22 protein-coding genes are annotated in these 22,996 nt (G+C 34.9%); 15 read left to right on the top strand and 7 right to left on the bottom strand.

The annotated features are described in order from the left end of the window. The first annotated feature begins 65 nt into the window (after positions 1-65). Positions 66-683, top strand: a complete 618-nt coding sequence (locus D2K60_RS00990) for an acetate uptake transporter (RefSeq protein ID WP_117168134.1) — start codon at positions 66-68, stop codon at positions 681-683. A gap of 65 nt (positions 684-748) precedes the next feature. On the opposite strand, the gene gdhA is transcribed toward D2K60_RS00990, so the two are convergent. Continuing rightward, positions 749-2,131 carry an NADP-specific glutamate dehydrogenase gene (gene gdhA / locus D2K60_RS00995; protein WP_117168135.1) on the bottom strand — a complete coding sequence of 461 codons (1,383 nt, stop codon included), beginning with the start codon at positions 2,129-2,131 and terminating at the stop codon, positions 749-751. Positions 2,132-2,274: 143 nt separating this feature from the next. Between gdhA and gltC the strand changes: the two genes are divergently transcribed. Together gltC and D2K60_RS01005 are read left to right on the top strand one after the other, a co-directional pair. Beyond that, positions 2,275-3,168, top strand: coding sequence for a glutamate biosynthesis transcriptional regulator GltC (gene gltC / locus D2K60_RS01000; RefSeq protein ID WP_117168136.1), 894 nt, complete (start codon positions 2,275-2,277; stop codon positions 3,166-3,168). A gap of 183 nt (positions 3,169-3,351) precedes the next feature. After that, positions 3,352-3,747 (top strand): (deoxy)nucleoside triphosphate pyrophosphohydrolase, encoded by a 396-nt coding sequence (locus D2K60_RS01005; protein WP_117168137.1) that lies wholly within the window; start codon positions 3,352-3,354, stop codon positions 3,745-3,747. Positions 3,748-3,795: 48 nt separating this feature from the next. Here D2K60_RS01005 and D2K60_RS01010 read toward each other — a convergent pair whose 3' ends face one another. Further along, a complete protein-coding gene (locus D2K60_RS01010; RefSeq protein WP_117168138.1) occupies positions 3,796-6,699 on the bottom strand; it encodes a DEAD/DEAH box helicase in 2,904 nt (967 codons plus the stop codon). Positions 6,700-7,179: 480 nt separating this feature from the next. Between D2K60_RS01010 and D2K60_RS01015 the strand changes: the two genes are divergently transcribed. The 5 genes from D2K60_RS01015 to D2K60_RS01035 all read left to right on the top strand — a co-directional run bounded on the left by D2K60_RS01015 (position 7,180) and on the right by D2K60_RS01035 (position 11,132). Beyond that, a complete protein-coding gene (locus D2K60_RS01015) occupies positions 7,180-7,410 on the top strand; it encodes a hypothetical protein (RefSeq protein ID WP_117168139.1) in 231 nt (76 codons plus the stop codon). Between the two features lie 113 nt (positions 7,411-7,523). Next, entirely contained in the window at positions 7,524-8,282 is a 759-nt protein-coding gene (locus D2K60_RS01020; protein ID WP_117168140.1) for a GNAT family N-acetyltransferase, read from the top strand. A 234-nt stretch (positions 8,283-8,516) separates the two neighbouring features. Next, a complete protein-coding gene (locus D2K60_RS01025; RefSeq protein WP_117168141.1) occupies positions 8,517-8,744 on the top strand; it encodes a hypothetical protein in 228 nt (75 codons plus the stop codon). Between the two features lie 259 nt (positions 8,745-9,003). Further along, positions 9,004-10,224, top strand: a complete 1,221-nt coding sequence (gene hmpA / locus D2K60_RS01030) for an NO-inducible flavohemoprotein (RefSeq protein ID WP_117168142.1) — start codon at positions 9,004-9,006, stop codon at positions 10,222-10,224. 506 nt (positions 10,225-10,730) lie between these two features. Next, positions 10,731-11,132, top strand: a complete 402-nt coding sequence (locus D2K60_RS01035) for a hypothetical protein (RefSeq protein ID WP_117168143.1) — start codon at positions 10,731-10,733, stop codon at positions 11,130-11,132. A 359-nt stretch (positions 11,133-11,491) separates the two neighbouring features. Here the strand turns inward: D2K60_RS01035 and D2K60_RS01040 are convergent, their stop codons facing one another. From D2K60_RS01040 to D2K60_RS01050, 3 genes are all read right to left on the bottom strand, one after another. Then, on the bottom strand, positions 11,492-12,955 hold the full coding sequence (locus D2K60_RS01040) for an MDR family MFS transporter (RefSeq protein ID WP_117168144.1): 1,464 nt from the start codon (positions 12,953-12,955) through the stop codon (positions 11,492-11,494). 3 nt (positions 12,956-12,958) lie between these two features. Then, on the bottom strand, positions 12,959-13,846 hold the full coding sequence (locus D2K60_RS01045) for a TetR/AcrR family transcriptional regulator (protein ID WP_117168145.1): 888 nt from the start codon (positions 13,844-13,846) through the stop codon (positions 12,959-12,961). A 207-nt stretch (positions 13,847-14,053) separates the two neighbouring features. Beyond that, a complete protein-coding gene (locus D2K60_RS01050; RefSeq protein WP_117168146.1) occupies positions 14,054-14,491 on the bottom strand; it encodes an RrF2 family transcriptional regulator in 438 nt (145 codons plus the stop codon). Positions 14,492-14,672: 181 nt separating this feature from the next. On the opposite strand from D2K60_RS01050, the gene D2K60_RS01055 reads away from it, so the two are divergent. Next, positions 14,673-15,683 (top strand): NAD-dependent epimerase/dehydratase family protein, encoded by a 1,011-nt coding sequence (locus D2K60_RS01055; protein WP_117168147.1) that lies wholly within the window; start codon positions 14,673-14,675, stop codon positions 15,681-15,683. Positions 15,684-15,700: 17 nt separating this feature from the next. Here D2K60_RS01055 and D2K60_RS01060 read toward each other — a convergent pair whose 3' ends face one another. Both D2K60_RS01060 and D2K60_RS01065 read right to left on the bottom strand, forming a co-directional pair. Beyond that, positions 15,701-16,192 carry a divergent PAP2 family protein gene (locus D2K60_RS01060; RefSeq protein WP_338048323.1) on the bottom strand — a complete coding sequence of 164 codons (492 nt, stop codon included), beginning with the start codon at positions 16,190-16,192 and terminating at the stop codon, positions 15,701-15,703. A 293-nt stretch (positions 16,193-16,485) separates the two neighbouring features. Further along, on the bottom strand, positions 16,486-17,265 hold the full coding sequence (locus D2K60_RS01065) for a zinc ribbon domain-containing protein (protein ID WP_117168148.1): 780 nt from the start codon (positions 17,263-17,265) through the stop codon (positions 16,486-16,488). A gap of 650 nt (positions 17,266-17,915) precedes the next feature. Between D2K60_RS01065 and D2K60_RS01070 the strand changes: the two genes are divergently transcribed. The 6 genes from D2K60_RS01070 to D2K60_RS01095 all read left to right on the top strand — a co-directional run bounded on the left by D2K60_RS01070 (position 17,916) and on the right by D2K60_RS01095 (position 22,987). Then, positions 17,916-19,028 carry an AAA family ATPase gene (locus D2K60_RS01070; RefSeq protein WP_117168149.1) on the top strand — a complete coding sequence of 371 codons (1,113 nt, stop codon included), beginning with the start codon at positions 17,916-17,918 and terminating at the stop codon, positions 19,026-19,028. After that, positions 19,018-20,238: a TadA family conjugal transfer-associated ATPase gene (locus tag D2K60_RS01075; protein ID WP_162880661.1), complete on the top strand. Its 1,221-nt coding sequence runs from the start codon at positions 19,018-19,020 to the stop codon at positions 20,236-20,238. The genes D2K60_RS01070 and D2K60_RS01075 overlap by 11 nt, the downstream gene beginning before the upstream one ends. A 21-nt stretch (positions 20,239-20,259) precedes the next feature. After that, positions 20,260-21,165, top strand: coding sequence for a type II secretion system F family protein (locus D2K60_RS01080; RefSeq protein WP_240335206.1), 906 nt, complete (start codon positions 20,260-20,262; stop codon positions 21,163-21,165). Positions 21,166-21,170: 5 nt separating this feature from the next. Then, positions 21,171-22,037, top strand: coding sequence for a type II secretion system F family protein (locus tag D2K60_RS01085; protein ID WP_162880662.1), 867 nt, complete (start codon positions 21,171-21,173; stop codon positions 22,035-22,037). A gap of 92 nt (positions 22,038-22,129) precedes the next feature. Then, a complete protein-coding gene (locus D2K60_RS01090; RefSeq protein WP_117168152.1) occupies positions 22,130-22,309 on the top strand; it encodes a Flp1 family type IVb pilin in 180 nt (59 codons plus the stop codon). Positions 22,310-22,414: 105 nt separating this feature from the next. After that, positions 22,415-22,987 carry a hypothetical protein gene (locus tag D2K60_RS01095; RefSeq protein ID WP_117168153.1) on the top strand — a complete coding sequence of 191 codons (573 nt, stop codon included), beginning with the start codon at positions 22,415-22,417 and terminating at the stop codon, positions 22,985-22,987. Positions 22,988-22,996 lie beyond the last annotated feature (9 nt).

Consider the following 22,996-nt stretch of genomic DNA (forward strand, 5'->3'; position numbering starts at 1 on the left):
GGGATTGACACAGCAGTCCTTATTCGGTAAATTACTATAGTATGTTTTATTTTAAGGAGGACACAATGGAGACTCAGAAATTGACAGAAGTAAAAATCGCAACAGCAGATCCATCTGCCCTTGGCCTATTTGGTCTTGCAATGGTAACGTTTGTAGCATCATCACAGAAATTAGGGTTAACAGAAGGACTATCGTTAATTTTACCTTGGGCATTTTTCTTAGGTGGACTAGCACAATTATTTGCTGCTGTTCAAGATGCCAAGCATAATAATATTTTTGGAACAACAGCATTTGGCGCATTTGGCCTATTTTGGTTTGGTGTCGGAACAACTTGGTTAATACAGTTAGGTGTATTCGGAGAAACACTGGCAGCAAACGCAGACCCTAAACAACTTGGATTCGCCTTTATTGGCTATTTAATCCTATGTCTTTTCTTGACAATTGGGGCTATGGAAACACATAAAGTACTATTCTTTATCTTCGTCTTTATAGATTTCTTATTTATTGGACTAGCTTTAAGTACGTTTGGTGTTATGTATGAAGTGACACATATGTTAGCTGCAGTATCAGAAATGTGTATTGCCTTGCTATCCTTTTACGGTGCAGGTGCAATTGTCTTAAACAAACACTTTGGATATGTATTCCTGCCGATAGGAAAGCCATTTGGAATTTTTAAAAAATAAATAAAAGTAAAAAAGATGATTCCTGCGTAATAGGAATCATCTTTTTTATTATCTATACGGTTATTTTATACTACCCCTTGTGAAACCATTGCATCGGCTACTTTAACAAAGCCAGCTATGTTAGCACCAACAACGAAGTTCCCAGGAGCTCCATATTCTTCTGAAGATTTAACACATTCACGATAGATGTTTTTCATAATTTCCTGTAACTTCGTATCGACTTCTTGGGCTGTCCAAGCTAATCTGGCGCTATTTTGTGCCATTTCTAATGCGGATACAGAAACACCACCAGCATTTGCAGCTTTAGCAGGTCCAAATAGAACGCCCTTATCAATAAAGAGATCAATTGCTTCTTGTGTAGAAGGCATGTTTGCTCCTTCACCAACAGCCTTTACGCCATTGGATAATAAAAGATTAGCAGCTTCTTTATCAAGTTCATTTTGTGTTGCACATGGTAAAGCAATATCACAAGGAAGCGACCAAATACCTGCACATCCCTCTACATAGATAGCGTCCGGATGAATGGTAACATATTCGGATATTCTTTTGCTTTCTACTTCTTTTAATTGCTTGACCGTATCTAGATTTATACCACTCTTGTGATAGATATAGCCGCTTGAATCACTACATGCGACAACTGTTGCACCTAATTGCATTGCTTTTTCCATAGCATAAATCGATACATTACCTGAACCAGATATAACAACAGTGTTATTGTTAAAGTTTAATCCTTTGCCTTTTAACATTTCTTCGACAAAATAAACCAAGCCATATCCTGTTGCTTCTGTTCGGCCTAAACTTCCACCAAAATTAATGCCCTTACCGGTTAAAACACCAGCCTCGTAAGCGCCGCGTGATTTCTTGTATTGACCAAACATATAACCAATCTCTCTCGCACCAACACCTATATCACCAGCTGGGACATCAGTATCTGGTCCAATATGTTTACTTAGCTCTGCCATGAAACTCTGACAGAAGCGCATAATTTCTAAATCTGATTTACCTTTTGGATCAAAATCAGAACCGCCTTTACCGCCACCAATGGGTTGACCAGTTAACGAATTCTTTAATATTTGTTCGAATCCTAAAAACTTGATAATGCTAGCGTTTACTGAAGGATGAAATCTTAATCCGCCCTTATATGGACCAATAGCACTGTTGAATTGAACACGAAATCCTCGATTTACTTGTACATTTCCCGCATCATCTACCCATGGAGCTCTAAAGTGAATCAGTCGTTCCGGCTCTACAATTCTTTCTAATATTCCTTGCTTAATGTATATTGGATTCTTAACAAGTACAGGTACTAAAGAATCAAAAACTTCTTTAACAGCCTGTTGAAATTCGACTTCGCCTGCATTGCGCTCTTGTACGATTGAATATATATGGTTAACGTATTCCTTAACGGTTTGGGTGTTTGTTTCTTCAACTCTGTCAATTACTTTGATATTAATCAGCTCCTATTTCTATTTAAAAATTCAGTATATTGCTATTTACTGCTATTTAATTTTATAATTAGTAAATGATAGTTACAATATTTATAAACGATTAAATCAATGCGTTTAACGCATGAATGAATGGAGTGGTTAGTATGGAAATGCGTCAAATCAACTATTTCATGGAAGTTGCTAAGCGAGAACATATGACAGAAGCAGCAGAAGCCTTACACGTGGCGCAATCCTCCGTCAGTAGACAAATTGCTAATTTAGAGTCTGAATTAGGAGTAGACCTTTTTATACGAGATGGAAGGAGAGTTAAATTAACGCCTATCGGTAAAATGTTTTTAATGCGAATGATAAAAACAACAAATATGATGGAAGAAGCAAAAAGAGAAGTAAAAGAATACCTGAATCCAGAGAGTGGAACTGTCAGAATTGCGTTTCCAATTAGTATGGCAGCCCATACATTACCATCGATTATTTATGCTTTTCGTATGCGATATCCAGAGGCGAAATTTCAAATGAGCAACGCCCTGTATTATGACTTAATAAATGGTGTTGTACATGGTGATTTTAATCTTGCTATGATTGCTCCAATGCCATTAGAGGAGCAGGAAACGAGAATAAGTGGAACAGCATTATTCACAGAAAAGATAATAGCACTTGTTCCCGTTAATCATCCAATAGCTAACAGAACCTCTATCATGCTAGAAGAATTAAAAGATGACCCGTTTGTCGTTCTTCCTGATGGATTTGTATTTCGCGATAAGGTTGTCGATGCGTGCAGGGTAGCGGGGTTTTCACCGAAAATTGCATTCGAAGGCAAAGACATTGACGCTTTAAAGGGATTAGTTTCAGCTGGTTTAGGTGTAGCATTAATGCCCGAGATGACATTGGTTGATAATACACCACAATCCACCGTGATGGTTCCAATAGGCAACTCAAATCTAGCTAGAACTGTAGGTGTAATTTACCCAACACATCGAAAAATACTCCCTACGGAAGAGTTGTTTTATGATTTTTTACTTGAAACATATGAAAAATAGTTCTAATTTACTGTCTCCATTGTAGAATTTCGAATAAGTGGTGGGATACAAAAAATTCAATATAACGTAGTGTTTTATATATATAGAATCCTATTGTATACTATTATAAATAGATGCAAATTTGGTATTCACACAAGAAGTAAGGAATAATACAGTTGGGGTGTATGAAGGGATGGGATTAATTTGAAAAAGACAGTAAAAGTAGTCGCTGCTATTATTGAGAATGATATGAACGAAATACTATGTGCATTAAGGTCTCCAAATATGTCTATTCCTAACATGTGGGAATTTCCTGGTGGTAAAGTAGAGGAAGGTGAAGATCTATATGCTGCTGTGGTAAGAGAAATAGATGAGGAAATGGATTGTAAAGTAGTTGCGCAAGAATTATTCAATGAACATACTCATGAGTACGCTGCATTTATAATTAATTTAATTGCTATTAAGTGTAAAGTTGTCGAGGGTACACCTATTAGAAGTGAACACTCAAAACTTATTTGGTTAAAAAGAGAAAACTTGACCTCGTTAAAATGGGCGCCAGCTGATATTCCTGCTGTGGAGCAGCTAATCAAAGAAAAATAGCCTTCTTAAAATTAATGAAGGCTATCTTTTGTTATTATTGCTTGTATCTTAATCATTCAATCCAGTTTTAATGTAATTATAAAGCTGATTATGAAGGGGTTTTTCCATAATCATATTCATACAGACTACTGGAAGTTCTTTTCCGTTTTTATCTGCCATTGTAGTTTGTTCGATACTTTGTTTATTAGGGGTTGCTTCACCTAGGTAATAAAAATCGGTACCTTCATCATCATCCTTTTTAACAAAAATATGAATAACATTCCCCATGCTTGTTGCGTTTATAATTTTTCGGACTTCTTCTGATTTCAAAGTTCTATTACTTCGAGAGAACCATTTAAGTACTTCAGGATCTAAGAACTCATCACCATAATTGACACTAGAATCGATGTTATCATCTTTATGATATGTAATAAAGATGGGGCAAGTATTATGTTTTGGTTTATATCCATACATAGTAGAACTTTCATCTTTTTCCCAATTCAATAGTTTGCAAGCATCTTTTCTTGAATACTTTTCATATAACGTTAGTTGTTTATTGCGTTGGTATGACTTGCTTTTTTCTTTGGCACTATTAATAATGTCGACAACCAATTTATAAAAGTATTTATTACTTTTTAGGTTATTTGTAATCAGTTCATTAAACACATACTTTTTTTCGGTATTCAAATAGATTAGCGGTATATCTCCGTATTTTTTTGTGCTATTTTGAGTAAAGAAAGATAAATTAAATATATTATTTACAGAGGTGATGGTTGAATTATCCGCTACACAACCCATATCTTTTAGATAATTAATGTACGCTTTATATTCAACTTCTCCCTTGCTTAAAAGTAAGTCTAATAAGATAACTTCGTGACTTCTTTTACCGTCTAGAACTTCTAAAGATAGCATGGACAAGACTTTATTTTCGTAGTCAGTTAACAAAGGAACTTCTTTTAATACTTTTACTAGAAATTGATGATAATTAAAATATTTATTTGTTATAACAATAGGATCGATGGACTGATTCATTATAAAGTCATATAAGTATGGAACTCTTCCTATCTTGTTCCTTAATTCACTAAAGGCATCTTTTAAAAGTTTTAGTGTGGTTAGGTTACTATTATTTATAGCATTAAAGATGCGCATTTTTGCTATTTCTTCAAAGTTGACGGTTGAAACACCTTTGATGTAACTAGTGTTAGTGGTGTTTCTACGAATATTGTCTTTGTTTTGCGACTGATCTCCTGAAAGAGCTATCGGTATAAGGTAGTTATTATTATAATTACCAATAAAATCAATGATAGTTACGAAATCCTTTGAATCATGCTTACGTAATCCTCGACCAAGCTGCTGGATAAAGAATATACTTGATTTTGTTTGTCGTATCATTACAACTTGATTAAGACTAGGGATATCGATTCCTTCGTTGAATATATCCACAGTTAATATATAGTCTAGTTTACCATTTTCAAGTTCATTTACTCGAAGTGTTCGCTCTTCCTGCGAATGATCTCCAACTAGTGAAACTGTGCGTAAACCTCTATTGTTTAATGCTATAGATAGACTCTTTGCCTCTTCTTTTCGACTACAGAATATCAATCCTTTTACTTTATCACCGGAAAAACCATAGTAGTTAATTTTTTCGAGCATATGGTTCACGCGTTCACCTGTTACAAGCTTTGATAAAATGGTTGCGTCATCGATTATTTCACCATTATATTCTAAATCTGTAACTCCAAAATAATGGAATGAACAGAGCATATCTTCCTCCAACGCTTCTTGCAATCGAATTTCATATGCAATATTATAATCAAACAATTCATATATATTGAAATCATCTGTTCGTTCAGGTGTAGCTGTCATTCCCATAAAGAACTTGGGTTTAAAATAATCTATCACGTTAAGGTATGATTTAGCGCCTGCTTTATGAACCTCATCTATTAATATATAGTCAAATGTATCATTTTTGAATTGTTCCATGTTTTCATTTTTAGATATGGTTTGAATTGTGGCGAAGATATATTTTGCTTCTGTTTGTTTAGTTGAGCCTGAAATAATACCGAAATCTTTATCAATACCACCAAGTATTCTTTTGAAGTCTGATTTAGCTTTATTTAGAATTTGTTCGCGATGGACAATGAAAAGCATGCGTTTAGGTCTAAAGCTTCTTACATCAAATGCTGAAAGGTATGTTTTTCCTGTCCCAGTCGCAGAGATTACAAGTCCCTTGGTTTTGCCTGATTCACGTAGTGATTGAATTTGCTTTAAAGCTGCTTGTTGCATTTTATTAGGTACAATTTTCAAAGCATCTTTAATCGTGTTAGTAGAGTAACTAGTGGGTAATTCTATTAATCTATCATCTTCTCTAGTTACTATTTCATTTATATAAACCTCTTCATAGTTTAATATCCACTGCTCAGTTAGTGGTTGTGCGCGACTCCATACCTCTTCAAATTGATTTTTAAAATGGTGAACGATATCTCCATTATCATGTGAAGTAAGTTTTATATTCCATTCATAATTCACTTTAAGAGCTTGAGCTGTTAAATTTGAACTTCCAACTATTAAAGAATAGTAGTTTTCGTTTTTGAATATATACCCTTTGGAATGAAAACCTTCTATATCGGTCAATCTAACTTCAACATTCTTTATCTTTAACAGTTCTCTGAATACCTTAGGATTATTAAATTTTAAAAATGTTGAGGTCAATATTCGTCCTTGTACTCCTTTATTTTTAATATCTAATAAATGAGATTTTAATGTTGCAAGCCCGCTCTCTGTAATGAAAGCAACTGAAAAAATAAAGGAACTACTATTTTCAAGTTCTTCTAACAGTGAATCCAAAACATTTATATTGTTTTTCGGATCATTAATTAAAAGTTTCGGCATGTAGCTTCCGGACGTACTATGGTTTTGATTTATAAATCCTTTATGCAAGGAATTCTCTAGGTTTTGAATAAAATCCTCCATGGTTGCCCTCCATTCACATTCACATTAATATTATGATTTTCTAAGTAAAGCGTTTATTTTAGCATTTCATATAAAACCAATTTTTATTTTCATAGAACACATAGTTAAATTGGGAATTGCAACAATATTTATATGACAATAGTAGTATATAGTTTTTATCTTAACATAGCGGGGCAATCAATTTTAAAATAACATTTGATTGTTATAATCGATTAAACTTTTCTGGGGAGCTTTAAAAGTATTCAAAGATATGACGAATAAAGCAATTTTCTTAGCAACTGCTTATAATCAAGAGGATTACTGATCATTTATAAGAATCGATGTTGTATTCAATTTTGACTGTAATAAATAAGCTTATACGTAAGCTCTTTACGCCTTATCTCGTTTTATTTAAACTAAATTCTGTGTTAGAATTTATAACAGTGCGATTGAAAAGGTTTTTAAAACAATTATCAGGAGGAGATTACGATCTCATTTGAAATGGCACCAAGATGCAAAACGTGTAGACTTGTAGCAACAACAGAGGTTGAAGGTGAAACACTATTAACTGTTCTTCATAGTGAGGATGGATTTGTTTACTTTAACCTAACTGACTTAGAAAACCAACGAGAAGATATTCAAGTGTATATAAAAAAACTACAGCCGAAGATCCTATCAGGAGATTATTGCGCTGAGTTAATTGATATGGAAAAAGAAGAAGTTTGTTGCTAAATAATGAAAGCTCCTCATTTGAGGGGCTTTTTGTTTAATGTTTTATTATCAATTTTTAAATAAAATTAAATTGTTCCGTAATGGGGCATTGACTATAGATAAGGAGAATATTAATGACACAAATAACATTCGATGATATATATACAATTGGAGAGATTGTGGTTGAAAATGCGCAATATAGACACTACCATTACCCTGAGATGTTAATCCGGTATGATAGCAATTTCATTGAATTCAAACAATTACCATCTTTAACTGAATTTAAAGAGGCTGAAAGTTACTTAAGGGAATATCACCTGAAACAGGGCCAAAAACATGTGAAATTCTATTTTCCAGCTAATATAAAGCCAACAGTAGAACTAATTGCACTACTGACTGATACGGGCTATGAAATAGGTTTTCTAGAACTGTACACCATTCAGCCGAAAGACTTTCCTTCTGTGAGAAACAACCCAGATATTTCTATTCAAGTAGTGACAGATGATAATTTTGAAGTGCTACTTAATATACAATATCAGCATGACCTAAGCTACGGAAGTGAATTTGCAATGCAGAAGGCTGATCTTATAACACGGCAATTTGAAGATCAAAATATCCATCAAATTTTAGCCTTTTATAAAGGTGCTCCAGCAGGCTGTGTAGATGTCATTATCTCTAGTGAAACAGCAGAAATTGATAACCTAACTGTTAACGAACAGTTTCGGAATAAGGGGATAGGCAGCAGGTTACAAGAATTTGTAATGGAAACATTTCCTAAGAAGAATGTAATATTAGTGGCCGACGGAGAAGACACTCCCAGAGAAATGTACAAAAAGCAGAGCTATAAGTATCACGGATTTAAATATGAAGCACAAAAAATATATCAAGATTAGTATTCATTAGTTGTTCAACAAGTAAGAGTAATGATTTTTTCGTGGGTATGGATTCCACCACCAAGTCCAATTACCATACCGTTAGCGATATATTCCATAGCAGCTTTGGCACATGCCTTTTTTGGATTCATGTTAGCACCCCATTTTTAAAAGTAGTAAAAAATAACCATTAATAATTATATATATCCGGTTAATGATAGTAACGTAATAAGTAAATTTTAAGGAGAGGTTTATATGCCACAACAAATTGATGTAAATCAGTTAGACCAAGCAAAAGGTAGTGCATCGTTAACAAAAGAATTATTAACACAAGCTATTGAAAAGTCTTCGTCAGATCAGGCAATGTCAAAAGAAGCAATAAAACAAGCACAGACTGAACTTGCACAAGCACAAACTGCAGTTAGCCAAGTACAAAGTTCTATCATGGCTCAAGAACAACAGCAACAAGCAAAACCAGAATAACCTTCTCCATTTAATTCTAGCACAAACGATTTAAAGCGCCAAAACACTAGATAGTTTGTCTAACCTACTACCAATAGGATGAATGAAGGGAGCCTGGCATTAAGCTAAGGCTCCCTTTAACAACGCTAGATATAGCTTGTAACACAATTGTCATTACTTTCGTTGATTTGCTATTGAATCGTCTAGTCCCTTTTCATTACAATTAAAGGAGTATGTAAAATACACTTTTTAAACAGTAAAGTATAAAAGGGGAGTTAGTATGACTATTCAAAATCAACCTATCTTAGATGAAAAAACAATTAGTATTATAAAATCAACAGTACCAGTACTTGAGGTTCATGGAGAAAGTATCACAAGTCTCTTTTATCAACGACTTTTTGAAAATCATCCAGAATTAAAAAACATTTTTAATCAAACAAATCAACAAAAAGGAAAACAATCAAAAGCACTAGCTGGTGCTGTTTATGCTGCAGCTGTTCATATTGATAATCTAGAAGCGATACTACCTGCAGTTAAACAAATTGCGCATAAACATAGAAGTCTGAACATTTTACCAGAGCATTACCCAATTGTAGGGGAACACTTATTAGCTGCAATTAAAGAGGTACTCGGTGATGCTGCTACAGACGAAATCCTGAATGCATGGGAAAAAGCGTACGGAGTTATTGCTGATGTATTTATTCAAGTAGAAATTGATATGTATAAAGAAAATGAAGATAAAATAGGAGGCTGGAAAGGTTATCGTGACTTTGATGTAATGAAAAAGGTAAAAGAAAGTGACGTTATCACATCTTTCTATCTAAAACCAAGTGACAATGGATCGATACCATCATATCAAGCAGGACAATACATAACAGTCAAGATAGAAGAGGGTGCACCTTATAACTTCTTGCGCCAATATAGTTTATCTAGTAGATCCAACAATGACTATTTTAGAATAAGCGTTAAAAGGGAAGCTGGAATTGATGGTAACCCAGACGGAGATGTATCAACGTATTTGCATGATTTTGTAGAAGAGGGAGATACGCTTCCGTTAAGCGCACCTTCAGGTGATTTTGTTTTAGGAGAAAGCGAGAAACCACTCGTGTTAATTAGTGGTGGTGTTGGGTTAACGCCATTAGTTAGCATGTTAGAAACGGCTGTAGTAGAACAACCGAATCGTCCGATTTACTTTATTCATGCTACACAAAATAGTAATGTACACGGGCTAAGAGATGCAGTAAAAGATATTACAGATAAATATAGTCAAGTAAAGAGTTATGTAGTATACGATAATCCATTGGAAAATGACCAATTCGATAAAGTAGGATTTGTAGATTTATCTTGGCTTCAATCTATTATTCCAACCAACCAAGCTTCATTTTACTTCTGCGGTCCAGAAGGTTTCATGCGCGTAATTAATCGTGCATTAAAAGAATGGAATGTTGCGGAAGAAGAAATAAACTTTGAATTCTTTGGCCCTGCAGGAAGTCTTGACTAAAATAGAAAGGTGAACGTGGTATTGATGTCTTTCATTCTTTACTTTTTGTCTATTCATAAATTGTGAATAAGAAAAGTTAAATATTTAGCTAAAAACGTTCAGGAAAGGGTGGTTATCCCCAAAACTGAGCGTTTTTAATTGCAATTTATACCGTTATTTATGGTGTTAAACATACCATTTTTTAGTGCGTTAGAATATAAAATGAAGGTGTATTCTTCACTTATCTTTTTTCTATAATAATACGACTTAGTATTAAAAGCTTTAAATAATGGTTATATTACACAATAACCCAATGAGGGAGTTGTGTTTCACTCTAACATTGGATAGATAAGTCATAACATGCACCAAAAAGAATTAAATGTGGATAATCTTTAAACTACTGTCACTCTATCTTCGTACAAAAAGTAGTAATTACGATTCATTTATCAGAAACTAAATATCAATTATTGAAAACCAATGCTCATTCATATAAACTGAACGGATTAGAAAGGAAATGAGGTGAAAGCATGAAGGGAATAAAACGATTTCTATTCCTTACTATAATGATGCTTTTTATTACTGCTTGTAGTACAGAAGCACCGAATGATGAAAAAAATAATTCAACCGATCAAACTAATGACGATATAGTACAGGAAGAAGTATATGATCAAGATAACAATAATGGAACTGATAAAGCAGAAAATGAACAAGACAATTACCCAGAACTATCTTATATTAGTGAGAAAATAGATATCGATCGTTATGATCTTATAGTAGAAACGGATAATCAAGGTTCGCGTGTATTATTCTTTACATTAGACAATAAAAAGTACTATAAATCTGTTTATATTATAGAAGAACAACGTTTGAAGTTATTAGATATTGATCAAGGTGGAGAGCCGTTAATCAATGGAATAATCAATGAATAAGTCGATGTTAATCGGTAGTAATAAAAAATAACCGATTTGTTTCACACACAATTTAATGGGTCAAATTAGATAAGGGATATAGCGTTCCTTGGGCTGATGTAGGTTTAAAATGGGGTAATAAAATTGCTATGCGAGAGAATGTATTTAATTATAATCGTACATTTTAACTTGAAAGCAGTTGAAAATACATCTGGGAAAACAATTAAAAGTGAAATGCGCTCCACAGTAGCTTATTTACTATGGAGCGTGATCAAATAAATTAATTTGGTCGATAAACATTCTCTACCAACGCGATTAGACAAAGAACTATAAAAACACCCACAATTCTTATAAAAGAAAGTGGGTGCTACATTCATTACTTATTTCTGAGCTGCTTTACTCGCTTTTTCATTAACAAACAGAGCAATGATTACACCTAAAATTGCAAGAATAGAAGCGAATATAAATGCACTACTATAACCGTTAAGTGCGGCATCATTAGCTAATTGTATTTTTGCATCACTCTGTGAGAGATCTGCTAAAGCTGCCATGTCCGGCTGATAATTTTTAGTTCCAGTCGATAATATTGTAAACAATATTGCTGTTCCAATAGAACCAGCTACTTGCTGCAGCGTATTTGCCATCGCTGAACCGTGTGCATGCAAATGGTCTGGAATTTGATTTAGTCCGGCAGTCATTACTGGCATCATCGCCATTGCAAGTCCGAACATACGAATGGCATAAATTGTTGATATGAATGCCAATGGTGTATCCATATCAAGATTAGTGAAGAAAAATGTAGTAACTGCTACAATTGTTAATCCAGGTACAGCAAGTACTCTTGCACCATATTTGTCAAATAGCATACCAGTGATTGGCGACATAATTCCAATTACAATTGCACCAGGAAGTAACACTAACCCTGATTCAAGCGGTGAGAACCCACGCAGTGTCTGCATATACATCGGTAAAATCATTTCGGCACCAATCATCGACATCATAACGATCATGGTGATCACAAGAGATAACGAGAAAATAGTAAATTTGAATACTCTAAATTCTAATAGTGGTGTGTGTAATTTCAATTGTCTCCATATGAATAGTCCAAGAATAATTGCTCCAGCTATAATAGAAATAACTACAATTTCACTAGTCCAACCTTCTTCTCCAGCGGTACTGAATCCATATAATAATCCACCAAAACCAAATGAAGATAGCAGAATCGATAGGATATCAATTTTAGGTTTAGTAATTTTGGTAACATTTTTCACCTTAAATGCAGCTAAAATGATCGTTAAAATAACGATTGGTAACACGACGTAAAAAAGTGAACGCCATGAGAAGTATTGTAATAATATTCCTGATAAAGTCGGTCCGATTGCTGGGCCAAATGAGATGACAACTCCAGCCATCCCCATTGCTGCTCCACGTCGCGCTTTAGGAATAACAGTTAAAATTACTGTCATCATAAGTGGTAACATAATTCCAGACCCTGTGGCTTGCACGATCCGACCTGCTAATAATAACGGGAACGTGTGGGCGATGGCACTAATTGCTGTACCTAATCCGAAAACAGAAAAAGCGGTTAAAAATAATTTCCTTGTTGAAAAGGTCTGAATTAAAAAGGCAGTAATTGGAATCATAATTCCGTTTGTTAATAAAAAGGCAGTGGTCAACCATTGCACCTTGTTTTGGCTGACATCTAAATCAACCATAATACTAGGCAATGCAGTTGCAAGTAGCGTTTCATTTAAAATGCCGACAAAGGCACCAATCAACATTACTGCTAACATCGCTCCCATTTTTTCGTTCTCTACTTTATCTTGTTTTATTGCTTGTGACATAAATTATTTCTCCCCCTCGATCAAGTTATCAACTAACTTTTCGAAATGTATTATTTTTTTCTCTAATTCCGGTTGCTTCTTTAAATATAATGACAATGCTTCTATCAGATATAATGCAGGATGCTCTTGTTGACATTCTCTTCGAAGGTTAGTTAAGCAATCCAATAACTTTGCTTTTTCATTATCAGAAATGGACAAGCTTTCTACTGTAGGCTTGATCATCGAAAGAACATCATCTAATTGTTCAGGTATTGATAGTAAACTTGATTGATTCGAACTACATAACAGTTCTTCGTTAAGAATGGGTTCCATATCTACAATCGATGCAGCAAGTGTATCCATATGTGCAACGACAAAATTTGTAAGCTTTTTAATAGAGATCGTTATACCTTGAAAGACAATTAGTGAAATATACTCCTTCATCATGCCTTCAAGAATAATCGTTAAATCCCAAACCATTGTCTCAATTTGGTCACCATATACTTCTAAAAGTTCATCTTTATGCCTTCTAATTATACGCGTACGAAAATCCTCATTCATTTTAGACATTACATCGTCATTTTTGTGTGGAAACTCTTTGAACATGATTAACAAAAAGGAGCGATTTTGATGAATTTGTTCTAACTCTATTTCTAGCTTTTTAGTGAATACTTCTTTTTTATTTAAAGAAGTAGATAAATGAAGGGAATCTAATTTTTGATATAATTCTTCATGATGATTTTTCATTAATTCAATAAATAATTGTTCTTTCGAATCAAAATGGTTGTAAAACGCGCCTTTAGAAATAGTGGCAGTTTTGGCAATTTGCTGAATAGATGTATGGTGATAGCCTTGATCAGCAAATAACTTAATGGCAGCTTGTTTCAGCTCTTGTTTTTTGCTAATTGTCATCCCTCCTGAATAAACGCACGGTCATTTTATGTAACCGATTGGTCAACGATCATAAAGATTATCATAATTAATAGTTAACCTATTGTCAAGAAAAGCGCACGCAAATAAAAAAAGCCTCTCTCCATTTGGAATAGATAGCTTTGAATTACTCGTTTATTTTATTATAAACAGTAAGATACACACACGTTTTCAAGACATAAAGCGCCATTAACTGAAGTCCATTAAACTTTTTAAGTCTGCTTGGTTTTCAATCACATCTGCTAGCGTATAGGCATCTAATACTTGAAAAAAGGCAAGTAGTGCTTTATTTAATGCGTGTTTTAACTTACAAGCTGGACTAAGGATACATTGATTTGTTTCCCTGTTAAAGCATTCTAGGATCACAAAGTCATTCTCCATCAACCGTACTACTTTTCCGATGTTAATTTCATGCGGATCTTGCGCAAGTTTTAATCCACCATTTCTACCCCTACTAGTTTGAATGAAACCTAATTTATTTAGCTGAAAAACGACTTTTCGAACATGTTCTATCGAAATAGAATAGGTGTCTGCTATTTCTTTAATACTAGTTAACGTATTATCCTCTTTTGAACCAGCCAGCATTAAAACGCGCAAGGCATAGTCTGTGTGTTTTTTTAAATGCATTTTCTTCACCCTATCCAACGTATGTTTACTTGCAATCATATCTTATTTCCAATAAAAAGTCTCATAAAAAGATTGAAAACTTAATATTCAATCTTCTCTACATATTCAACCATGGTAATCGCTTACAAAAACGAATAGAATAGATTACATAGACAATTTATGCTTGAGAGGAAGCGATTAAATGAAAGTATTATTTATTGGTGGAACAGGGCTTATTAGCAAAGAAGTTTCAAAGGCAGCTGTAGAAGGAGGGATTGAGCTTTACTTATTAAATAGAGGGAACCGAAAATCTTTCGTACCAGAGGGGGCTAAAGTGATTTATGGTGACATTAACAACCGAAAGGAAATGAATGCGTTATTAGATAAGCAACATTTTGATGTGGTTGTTAACTGGATCGTATTTAAAGAATTGGATATTGAGCGAGATATTGCTTACTTTACTGGTAAAACAGATCAGTATATTTTCATTAGTACTGTCGCTACTTATCAACGACCTCCGCATCATTACATGGTCGATGAATCAACGCCACAGCATAATCCATGGTGGGAATATGCTAGTGATAAAATAGCGTGTGAAGATAGATTGAGACAGGAATTTCGTGAAAATGATTTTCCAATGACAATTGTCCGACCTTCACATACATATGGAAATACGAGTATACCGTTTGCTGTTACAAGTGGCGAACATCCGTGGACATTGATTGATCGGATTATAAACGGCAAGAAGATTATCGTACCAGGTGATGGAAGCTCATTATGGACAATCACCCATAATACCGATTTTGCAAAAGGTTTAGTTGGTTTATTGGGAAATAGCCAAACAATTGGGGAGGCCTTTCAGATCACTTCTGATGAGGTTAAAACATGGGATCAATATCTTGGTCTTTTAGGTCAAGCTGTTGGTGTTAAACCAAGGATTATGCATATGACCTCAGAATGTATATCCCTGTTTATGCCGGAGTTTAAAGGATCGTTATTTGGTGATGCCTCTACTAGTTATGTTGTTGACAACAGCAAGATAAAATCCTTTGTTCCTAGCTATCAAGCAACAACTAATTTTGAGGATGGGATACAAGAATCGATTACTTATTTTAGAGAAAATCCGGAATTACAAACAATTGACGATGAACTAAATGTAAAAATGGATAACGCAATAGCGATCTATGAGGCGTTTTTATCGCAAATTAAATAGAAAGAAAGCGTCATAACCTATCTAGAGGTATCTGACGCTTTCTTTGTTTTTTTCGTTTCAGTTAAATAACTTAGTACACCGATTGCAACACCGAGCATAGCACCACCTGCCACTTCAATTGGCAAGTGACCGAGCATTTCTTTTAATTCTCGATCTCGTTTTTCGTGGTAAACGCCACTTTGGTCAAATGAAAGTTCGTCTATTTGTTCATTCAAGTCATTTACGGCAATCGCAATTTCTCCCGTTTGCCAACGAATTCCCATTGCATCATACATGACAATTAAACCAAAGATCGTACTAACGCCAAAATCTACTGAGGGTACACCCTTTTTCAAGGCTACATATGTAGTAAGGGATGTAACGGCGGAGGAATGCGAACTTGGCATATCCCCTGTACCAAAAAGTTTTGTCCAATCCCAAATGCCGTTTTCCAAATAGTTTAATGGTACCTTTAAAAACTGTGCTGTAACTATTCCTGTTAAAGCCGTTGTAATCGCGCGATTCATCATTACATCACCTCTAGGTATAAGATGAGAAATAAAGGCTTATTTTATACAGGAAAATTATGAGTTTATCTTTAGTTTGTAAAATTAGAGCGATTCAGAAGCATGCATTACAATTTTTTAACTTCATCGCGCCAATTATAAATAGGTTCCCAACCGAGTATTTCCTTACGTTATAATTGAAAATACATGATCTGACGTTAGAAAAGAGGTATGCAAGCTAGTTATAGGTGGGAGGGGTTTTAGCCAAAAAAAAGCTAATGGATGAGTGTATAAATAACTCTTCCATTAGCTTACTTCTAGTAGGGTAAAAAGCCTCCGCCAATTTGTTCAAGTGCATTTGCGATGATACTAGCACCTAAAACCGAAATAACAACTGACATCGCAATAAACATAAGTAAAATGGAATAGTATATATCCAGTCCTTTATCGTTAGAAGGTTGGGAAGAAGCTGAAAAGACCGATACAATTGCTGCAATAGAAACTAACATAAGTGAAAAGGAACTAAGCATAACACCAAGAAATGTAGCAGATATTAATGATGAAAATACTGCGATTAACATTGCTGCAGTTGGAAGGATCATTAATAGTCCAAATTTAGCAGTAATAAGAAAGAGGGAAACTTTCTCAACTTTCATTAGCTTTACAACACCGAATACAATGACAATAAAGGCAGCGAATATAAGTGAAGTGAATAGGACAGGTAATAAATATGCTCCCCAAAAGCTAGGGGTGCTCCAACCTTTTAATAGATTAATATAAGTGTGTAATGGAAATAAAAGAGCGAAAAGAATTAGTGTAATTAATCCATTTGTTTTATCTGCCTCGATAACTTGTTTACTAGCATGATAGGGTTTTACTACAGCATCTTTTAACGTGCTTATATAACCTGAACTAATCTCCTTAACAGATTCCATGAATTGATTTTCGTTTGTTTCGTTGGTGCTTGTAGCGACAGCCGTTACTTCTAAGTTTGCTGTTTCCGTTGTAGCAGCTATATCATCACTTGCTGGCTTTCCACAATTGGAACAAAACTTTTCTTCGTGAGATAATGGATGCCCACATTTTGTACAATGCATAATAAATCTCTCCTCTTTTTAATAGTATTATAAATACACATAGGTTTTTTATATAAAACCCATCTTTACAATAGTATGGTAACTTCATCCAAAATTCAAATGCACCTAAAATCATAAATAATGATAGAGTCCTAGTATAAAAATCCTATGCTTATAAATCAGACATTTTGCTTAAAAACGTTTAATGAAGGCAAGTATAGCACATCAGTCAACTGCTAAGATAAAAGTGTATTTTTATTATTTTACATAAAAAGGGTTTTAGCTAAGTATATAAGCCTGCTTTTACCACTGTGAGTTAAAAACAATTATATGGAAAAAAATGAAAGTTGGTTCCAAATACCTATATGTATTATAGGAAATTAATTGTAAAGTTAATAATAACCAAATATATGACTGTTTTTGTACATATATGAATTAATTGAGAAGATTTAGGCTTATTATGAATACTAACTAGTAAATACAACATAAGATGATACACTGTTTTATGTTTTTTGTTTTTTTCTTTATTTAAAAAATGTTGGAGGCATAAGATGGATAATAAACATATGCGCATTGTTATAATTCTGGGCGTTCTTTCCCTTGTGCTTATTCTAGGTGGGGTATTGAAACTACTTGCTATAATTTAAAATATCCATTTTGGGAGGGCGAAAATGAAAAAAATCAGTTTAATCATTGCAGATCAAGATGCGACGTATATTGAATCGTTTGCGCGTTACATAAGAAATTCTGAATTTGCTTCACGTTTTGATGTAAAGCTATTCTCTCAACAAGAACGTTTAGCGCAATTCTTATCTAGTGGGGAACATATCAATGTCTTATTATGCTCACCAGAGCTATTATCTCCACCGAAAGATGAGAAGTTGGTCGATTCCATTATCCAATTAAAAGAAGAGATGGAAGAAGATACGGCTTATCCGCAAGTGCGTAAGTATCAACCTTTAGGAAACATACTGTCAGAAGTATTACAGGTTCATTATGAGCGTGGTGGAAAAAAGGAAAAGAAACAAATGAGTGATGGAAGTACGGAGGTAATCTCTGTGTTTGCAGCGAGTGGTGGTACTGGTAAGACGACGGTAGCATTTAATTTAGCACGAGAGATGGCTGACCAAGAAGCGACTGTTTTATATTTGAATTTGGAATTAATTAATTCTACGCCACTTTTATTTGATGTAACGAATAAAGAGTCGTCATCCCCTTTACTCTATTATGTGAAAACAAATGAGGAACAACTGGCAGCCAAAATAGAGGAAATGAGCATTACGGATAGCGAAACAAATATTGACTATTTTCATTTAGCCCCAAGTGCAGAAGAAATGAAAGAACTTACAGAAGAAGAACTGGAACAACTAATCAACACCTTGGTAGGTATCAACAAGTATAACTACATAGTGATTGATTTAGACAGTTCGATAGACGAGCGTTCCTTGACTGCGCTTAAGTTAAGCAATCATATTTGTTGGTTACTAAATAATGATAGCTACAGTTTTCATAAAACAAGTCACTTGTTAGAAGAACTTCATGCATTTTTAAATGATGCGAGCTTTAGCGACCGTGTATCGCTAGTTTTAAACCGGTATACAGGTAAAGTAAATACGAAATTAGAAGACTATGATTTGGATATTGTTGCTTACTTACCATACGTACCGCAATGGAAAGAGGTAGTCAGAAGCGAGCAACTCTCCTCGATTCCGATTTTCAATCAATATATTCGAGAGCTATATCAGCATGTACTCGAATCTAGAGGTGTGCTCCATGATGGATGAACAAACAACACAGGCGCTAATTGATCGTGTTAGAGAAACGTTAAATGAACGCCAAGAAATGAATGATGAAGAGTTACAGACGTATATAGAAACGCTCGTCTTTGATTATGCAAGCCAATATCAACTAACAGCAAATAAGATGAAAACACTTGTTGAGCGTGTATACAATTCATTTCGTGGTTTAGACGTCTTACAACCTTTGATTGATGATAAAACAGTTACGGAGATTATGATTAACAGTCATGAAGAGATATTTGTCGAACGTAATGGAGCAATTGTTCAATCAGATGTTCACTTTGAAAATAGTGATAGGTTAGAGGATATCATCCAAATGATTGTTGGTAGAGTAAACCGGACAGTAAATGCATCAAGTCCGATTGTCGATGCGCGCCTTCAAGATGGTTCCCGTGTCAATATTGTTTTACCGCCAATCGCATTGAAAGGTCCAACCATGACGATCAGGAAGTTTCCGGAGAAGGCTTTAACAATTGAGGACCTAATTAATAAAGGTTCGATAAGCAAAGAGGTTTCTGAATTCATTTATAAGTTAATTTTAGCAAAATATAATATTTTTATAAGTGGTGGTACAGGCTCTGGTAAAACGACTTTTCTAAATGTGCTTTCTAATTTCATCCCAGAAGAAGAACGAATTATTACGATAGAGGATTCTGCTGAATTACAAATTAGTAAGATCCCTAACTTAGTAAGCTTAGAAACACGAAATGCGAACACGGAAGGTAAAGGGGAAATAACCATTCGTGATTTAATAAAGTCTTCCTTACGAATGCGTCCAGACCGAGTCGTTGTAGGGGAAGTACGTGGCGTAGAAGCATTAGATATGCTACAAGCGATGAATACGGGTCATGATGGTTCTTTATCGACAGGTCACTCGAACTCAACGATTGATATGATTAGTCGTTTAGAAACGATGGTGCTAAGTGGGGCTGATTTCCCAATACCAGTTATTCGAAAGCAAATTAGTTCTGCACTTGATATCATGATTCATTTATCGCGTTTACGTGATCATTCACGCAAAGTAGTAACCATCAGTGAAATGATTGGTGTGGTAGATGGTGATATTCAACTTAATCCAATATATGAATTTGTTGAAGACTCCGAAGATGAGAATGGCAAGATAGTTGGTGCGTTGAAACCAACAGGGAACGCGCTGCAAAACACATTGAAACTAGAGTTAGCTGGGTTAGCTTAGAAATAAACAAGCTAAAAGGAGGTGAGCAAAATAGACGTTATTTTGTTAGCTGTATTAGCGGTAGTCATTACAGTTATTGCATTTATTATTTATGATAAGAAAAAGAATAAACCTAAAGAAACATCTGAGTTAACCAAAGAAAAGCCTAAACCACTTGCAGAAACAAAAGCTAGTATGGGGGCAATTGACTATAATACGTATGTTTTTAAGAAACCGGAGTATATTTTTATTTCTGTAGCGGCTGCTGCTCTTCTTTTTGTGATTGGCTATATTTTTTATCAAAGTGTGATAACAGCTGTTATTTTTTCAGCACTAGGATTTTACTATCCTAAGTTGCGTAAGGAAAAACTAATTCAAAAGCGAAAAGATGAACTAAGCCGACAGTTCCAGCAAGCGTTATTCTCATTATCCTCCTCACTTGTTGCTGGTCGTTCGATTGAGAATGCGTTTCTAGAAGTAACAAAGGATTTATATTTAATGTATCCGGATCCGAACACATTGATCATTAAGGAATTTGAACTTATTAATAAACGAATTGCGAACAGAGAATCAATTGAAACTGCGATAGAAGACTTCAGCAATAGAGCAGCTGTTGAAGACATTACAAACTTTACAGATGTTTTTGTGACGTGTAAACGAACAGGTGGGGACTTGGTTGAGGTCATTCGAAGAACCTCGAACATGATTAGTGAAAAGTTTGAGATTCAGCAAGAAATTGCCGTTATGGTTGCGCAAAAGAAGTTTGAATCAAATGCTTTAGCTGTAGCGCCACTTGTAATGATTGGCCTGCTCACCTATTCATCAGGTGATTATATGGCACCACTGTACCAATGGTCTGAATTAGGGCCAGTTGTGATGACAATCTGTTTAGTTGCGTTAGGATTTTGTTTTTGGCTTTGCCAACGAATAATGAATATTAAGGTGTGATGGCGATGGTACCGATAGTGATTACTAGTGTTGTAATAATCGGCGCTGTATTAACACTGTTTGTGTTAGCAGGTAAACAATACAGTACCTTTATTGAGGAGAATAAAGCAGACTTTCAATTTGTATTTCTGGCACCTGCCTCTTTGTATCTAATAGATAAGACGAAATTAATCGAACGGTTAGCAGGACGCTTAATAGTGATTCAGCAAAGGGTTGCCGTGTTGTATATGGCTGGTAAAGCTGTTCCACAATATACGAAAATGTTTCTCGCACAAGTTGTCTCTAGTGCGCTGATCTGTTTGCTCGGTGGTGCGGTATTTGCTTTGTTGGGCGGTGGTGACAAGCGGTTCATCGTCATTGGACTCATATTAGCCTTGATTTTGCCGGCAATATCGATTCAAAAGCTAGGAGAAAAGACAACAAGACGCAAACAAGATATCATCTTCGAGCTTCCAGAATTCTCTAGCAAGGTTGCGTTATTAGTGAATGCTGGTGAAACAGTTCAAAAAGCGATTGTTCGTTGCACATTGATGAAGCAAGATAATCCAAATCCACTGTACAAAGAACTCGGTGAAGCAGTAACAAAGATTCGCAACGGGGAATCCTTTGGTCATGTCTTGGAGGATTTTAGTAAACGATGTGCCGTACAAGAGGTATCCGTATTTACGACTACTATTCTATTAAACTACCGCCGTGGTGGCGATCAATTATCGTTATCATTACGAGAATTATCACAGGGTTTATGGGAAAAACGAAAAACGATTTCTAAAACCCGAGGTGAAGAGGCTTCATCTAAATTAGTCTTTCCAATGGTATTAATATTTGTAGTTGTTTTAGTTATCGTAGCATTTCCAGCGCTTAGAATATTTTAATGGTGTAATCAAAGATCAAGTCGGAAATGGATAAAGTTATTTGTGCCGTTCTTGGTATTTGTAAAATAAATAGACAAAAGGGAGTAATTTATATGCAGAAAATAAAAGCAGGTATTATCAATTTTTGGAATGATGAAGAAGGAATGGGTACGTTAGAAATCTTACTTATTGTAGTTGTCCTAGTAGCTGTTGCGTTATTGTTTAGTGATCAATTAACTTCATGGGTGGAGAAGCTTCTTGAAAATATTGACACCAAGATACCTGGAGAATAAATTAGGGAACTAATGAAACAGTCCTATTTATTGTAAATAAGACAAGAAAGGATTCCTATGAGCCTTTTAAAAAGAATAAAGCAGCTAAGGCGAGAAGAAAAGGGAATGTTCACTTTAGAGACAACGTTGATCTTCCCAACCATTTTTATCGTTACGATCGCAATGATCCTATTTAGTCTGGTCATCTACCAAAAAGTAGTCATCTTCCAGCGGGCGCACATCATTGCAGAACGCGTCGCCTTTACTTGGGATAATAGTGAAAAAGATTTTGAAACGGGTGCATTTGAAATTTATGAATACCCGTCAATGGATGATCAGGATGGTTTGTATTGGCGCACGAATTATATTGGCGAAACTTTTATCAAGAAAGTTTTTGGTGATGATATAGGGGATAGTGGCGTTACAGATGATAAGATCGAACACGCGAATACGGGTGGTCAAGCAATGTTTCCGAGTGGTAACGTGACGATTGAAGCGCCAGCTAGTGTAGCGATTAACCCCCAAGTGAAGGTGACTGTGACAGGCAATTTAAAAGTACCTGATATTGTTGGTTTGATATCAAGTGGTGACTTTGAAGCGACGGCATATGCGTCGGTCAAAGACCCAGTCGAACTAATCCGGATGACAGACTTTATTATTCAGTATGGGATGGAGATAAAGGATAGCATTTCAAACTAAGATACAAAA

The sequence above is a fragment of the Paraliobacillus sediminis genome, assembly GCF_003426055.1.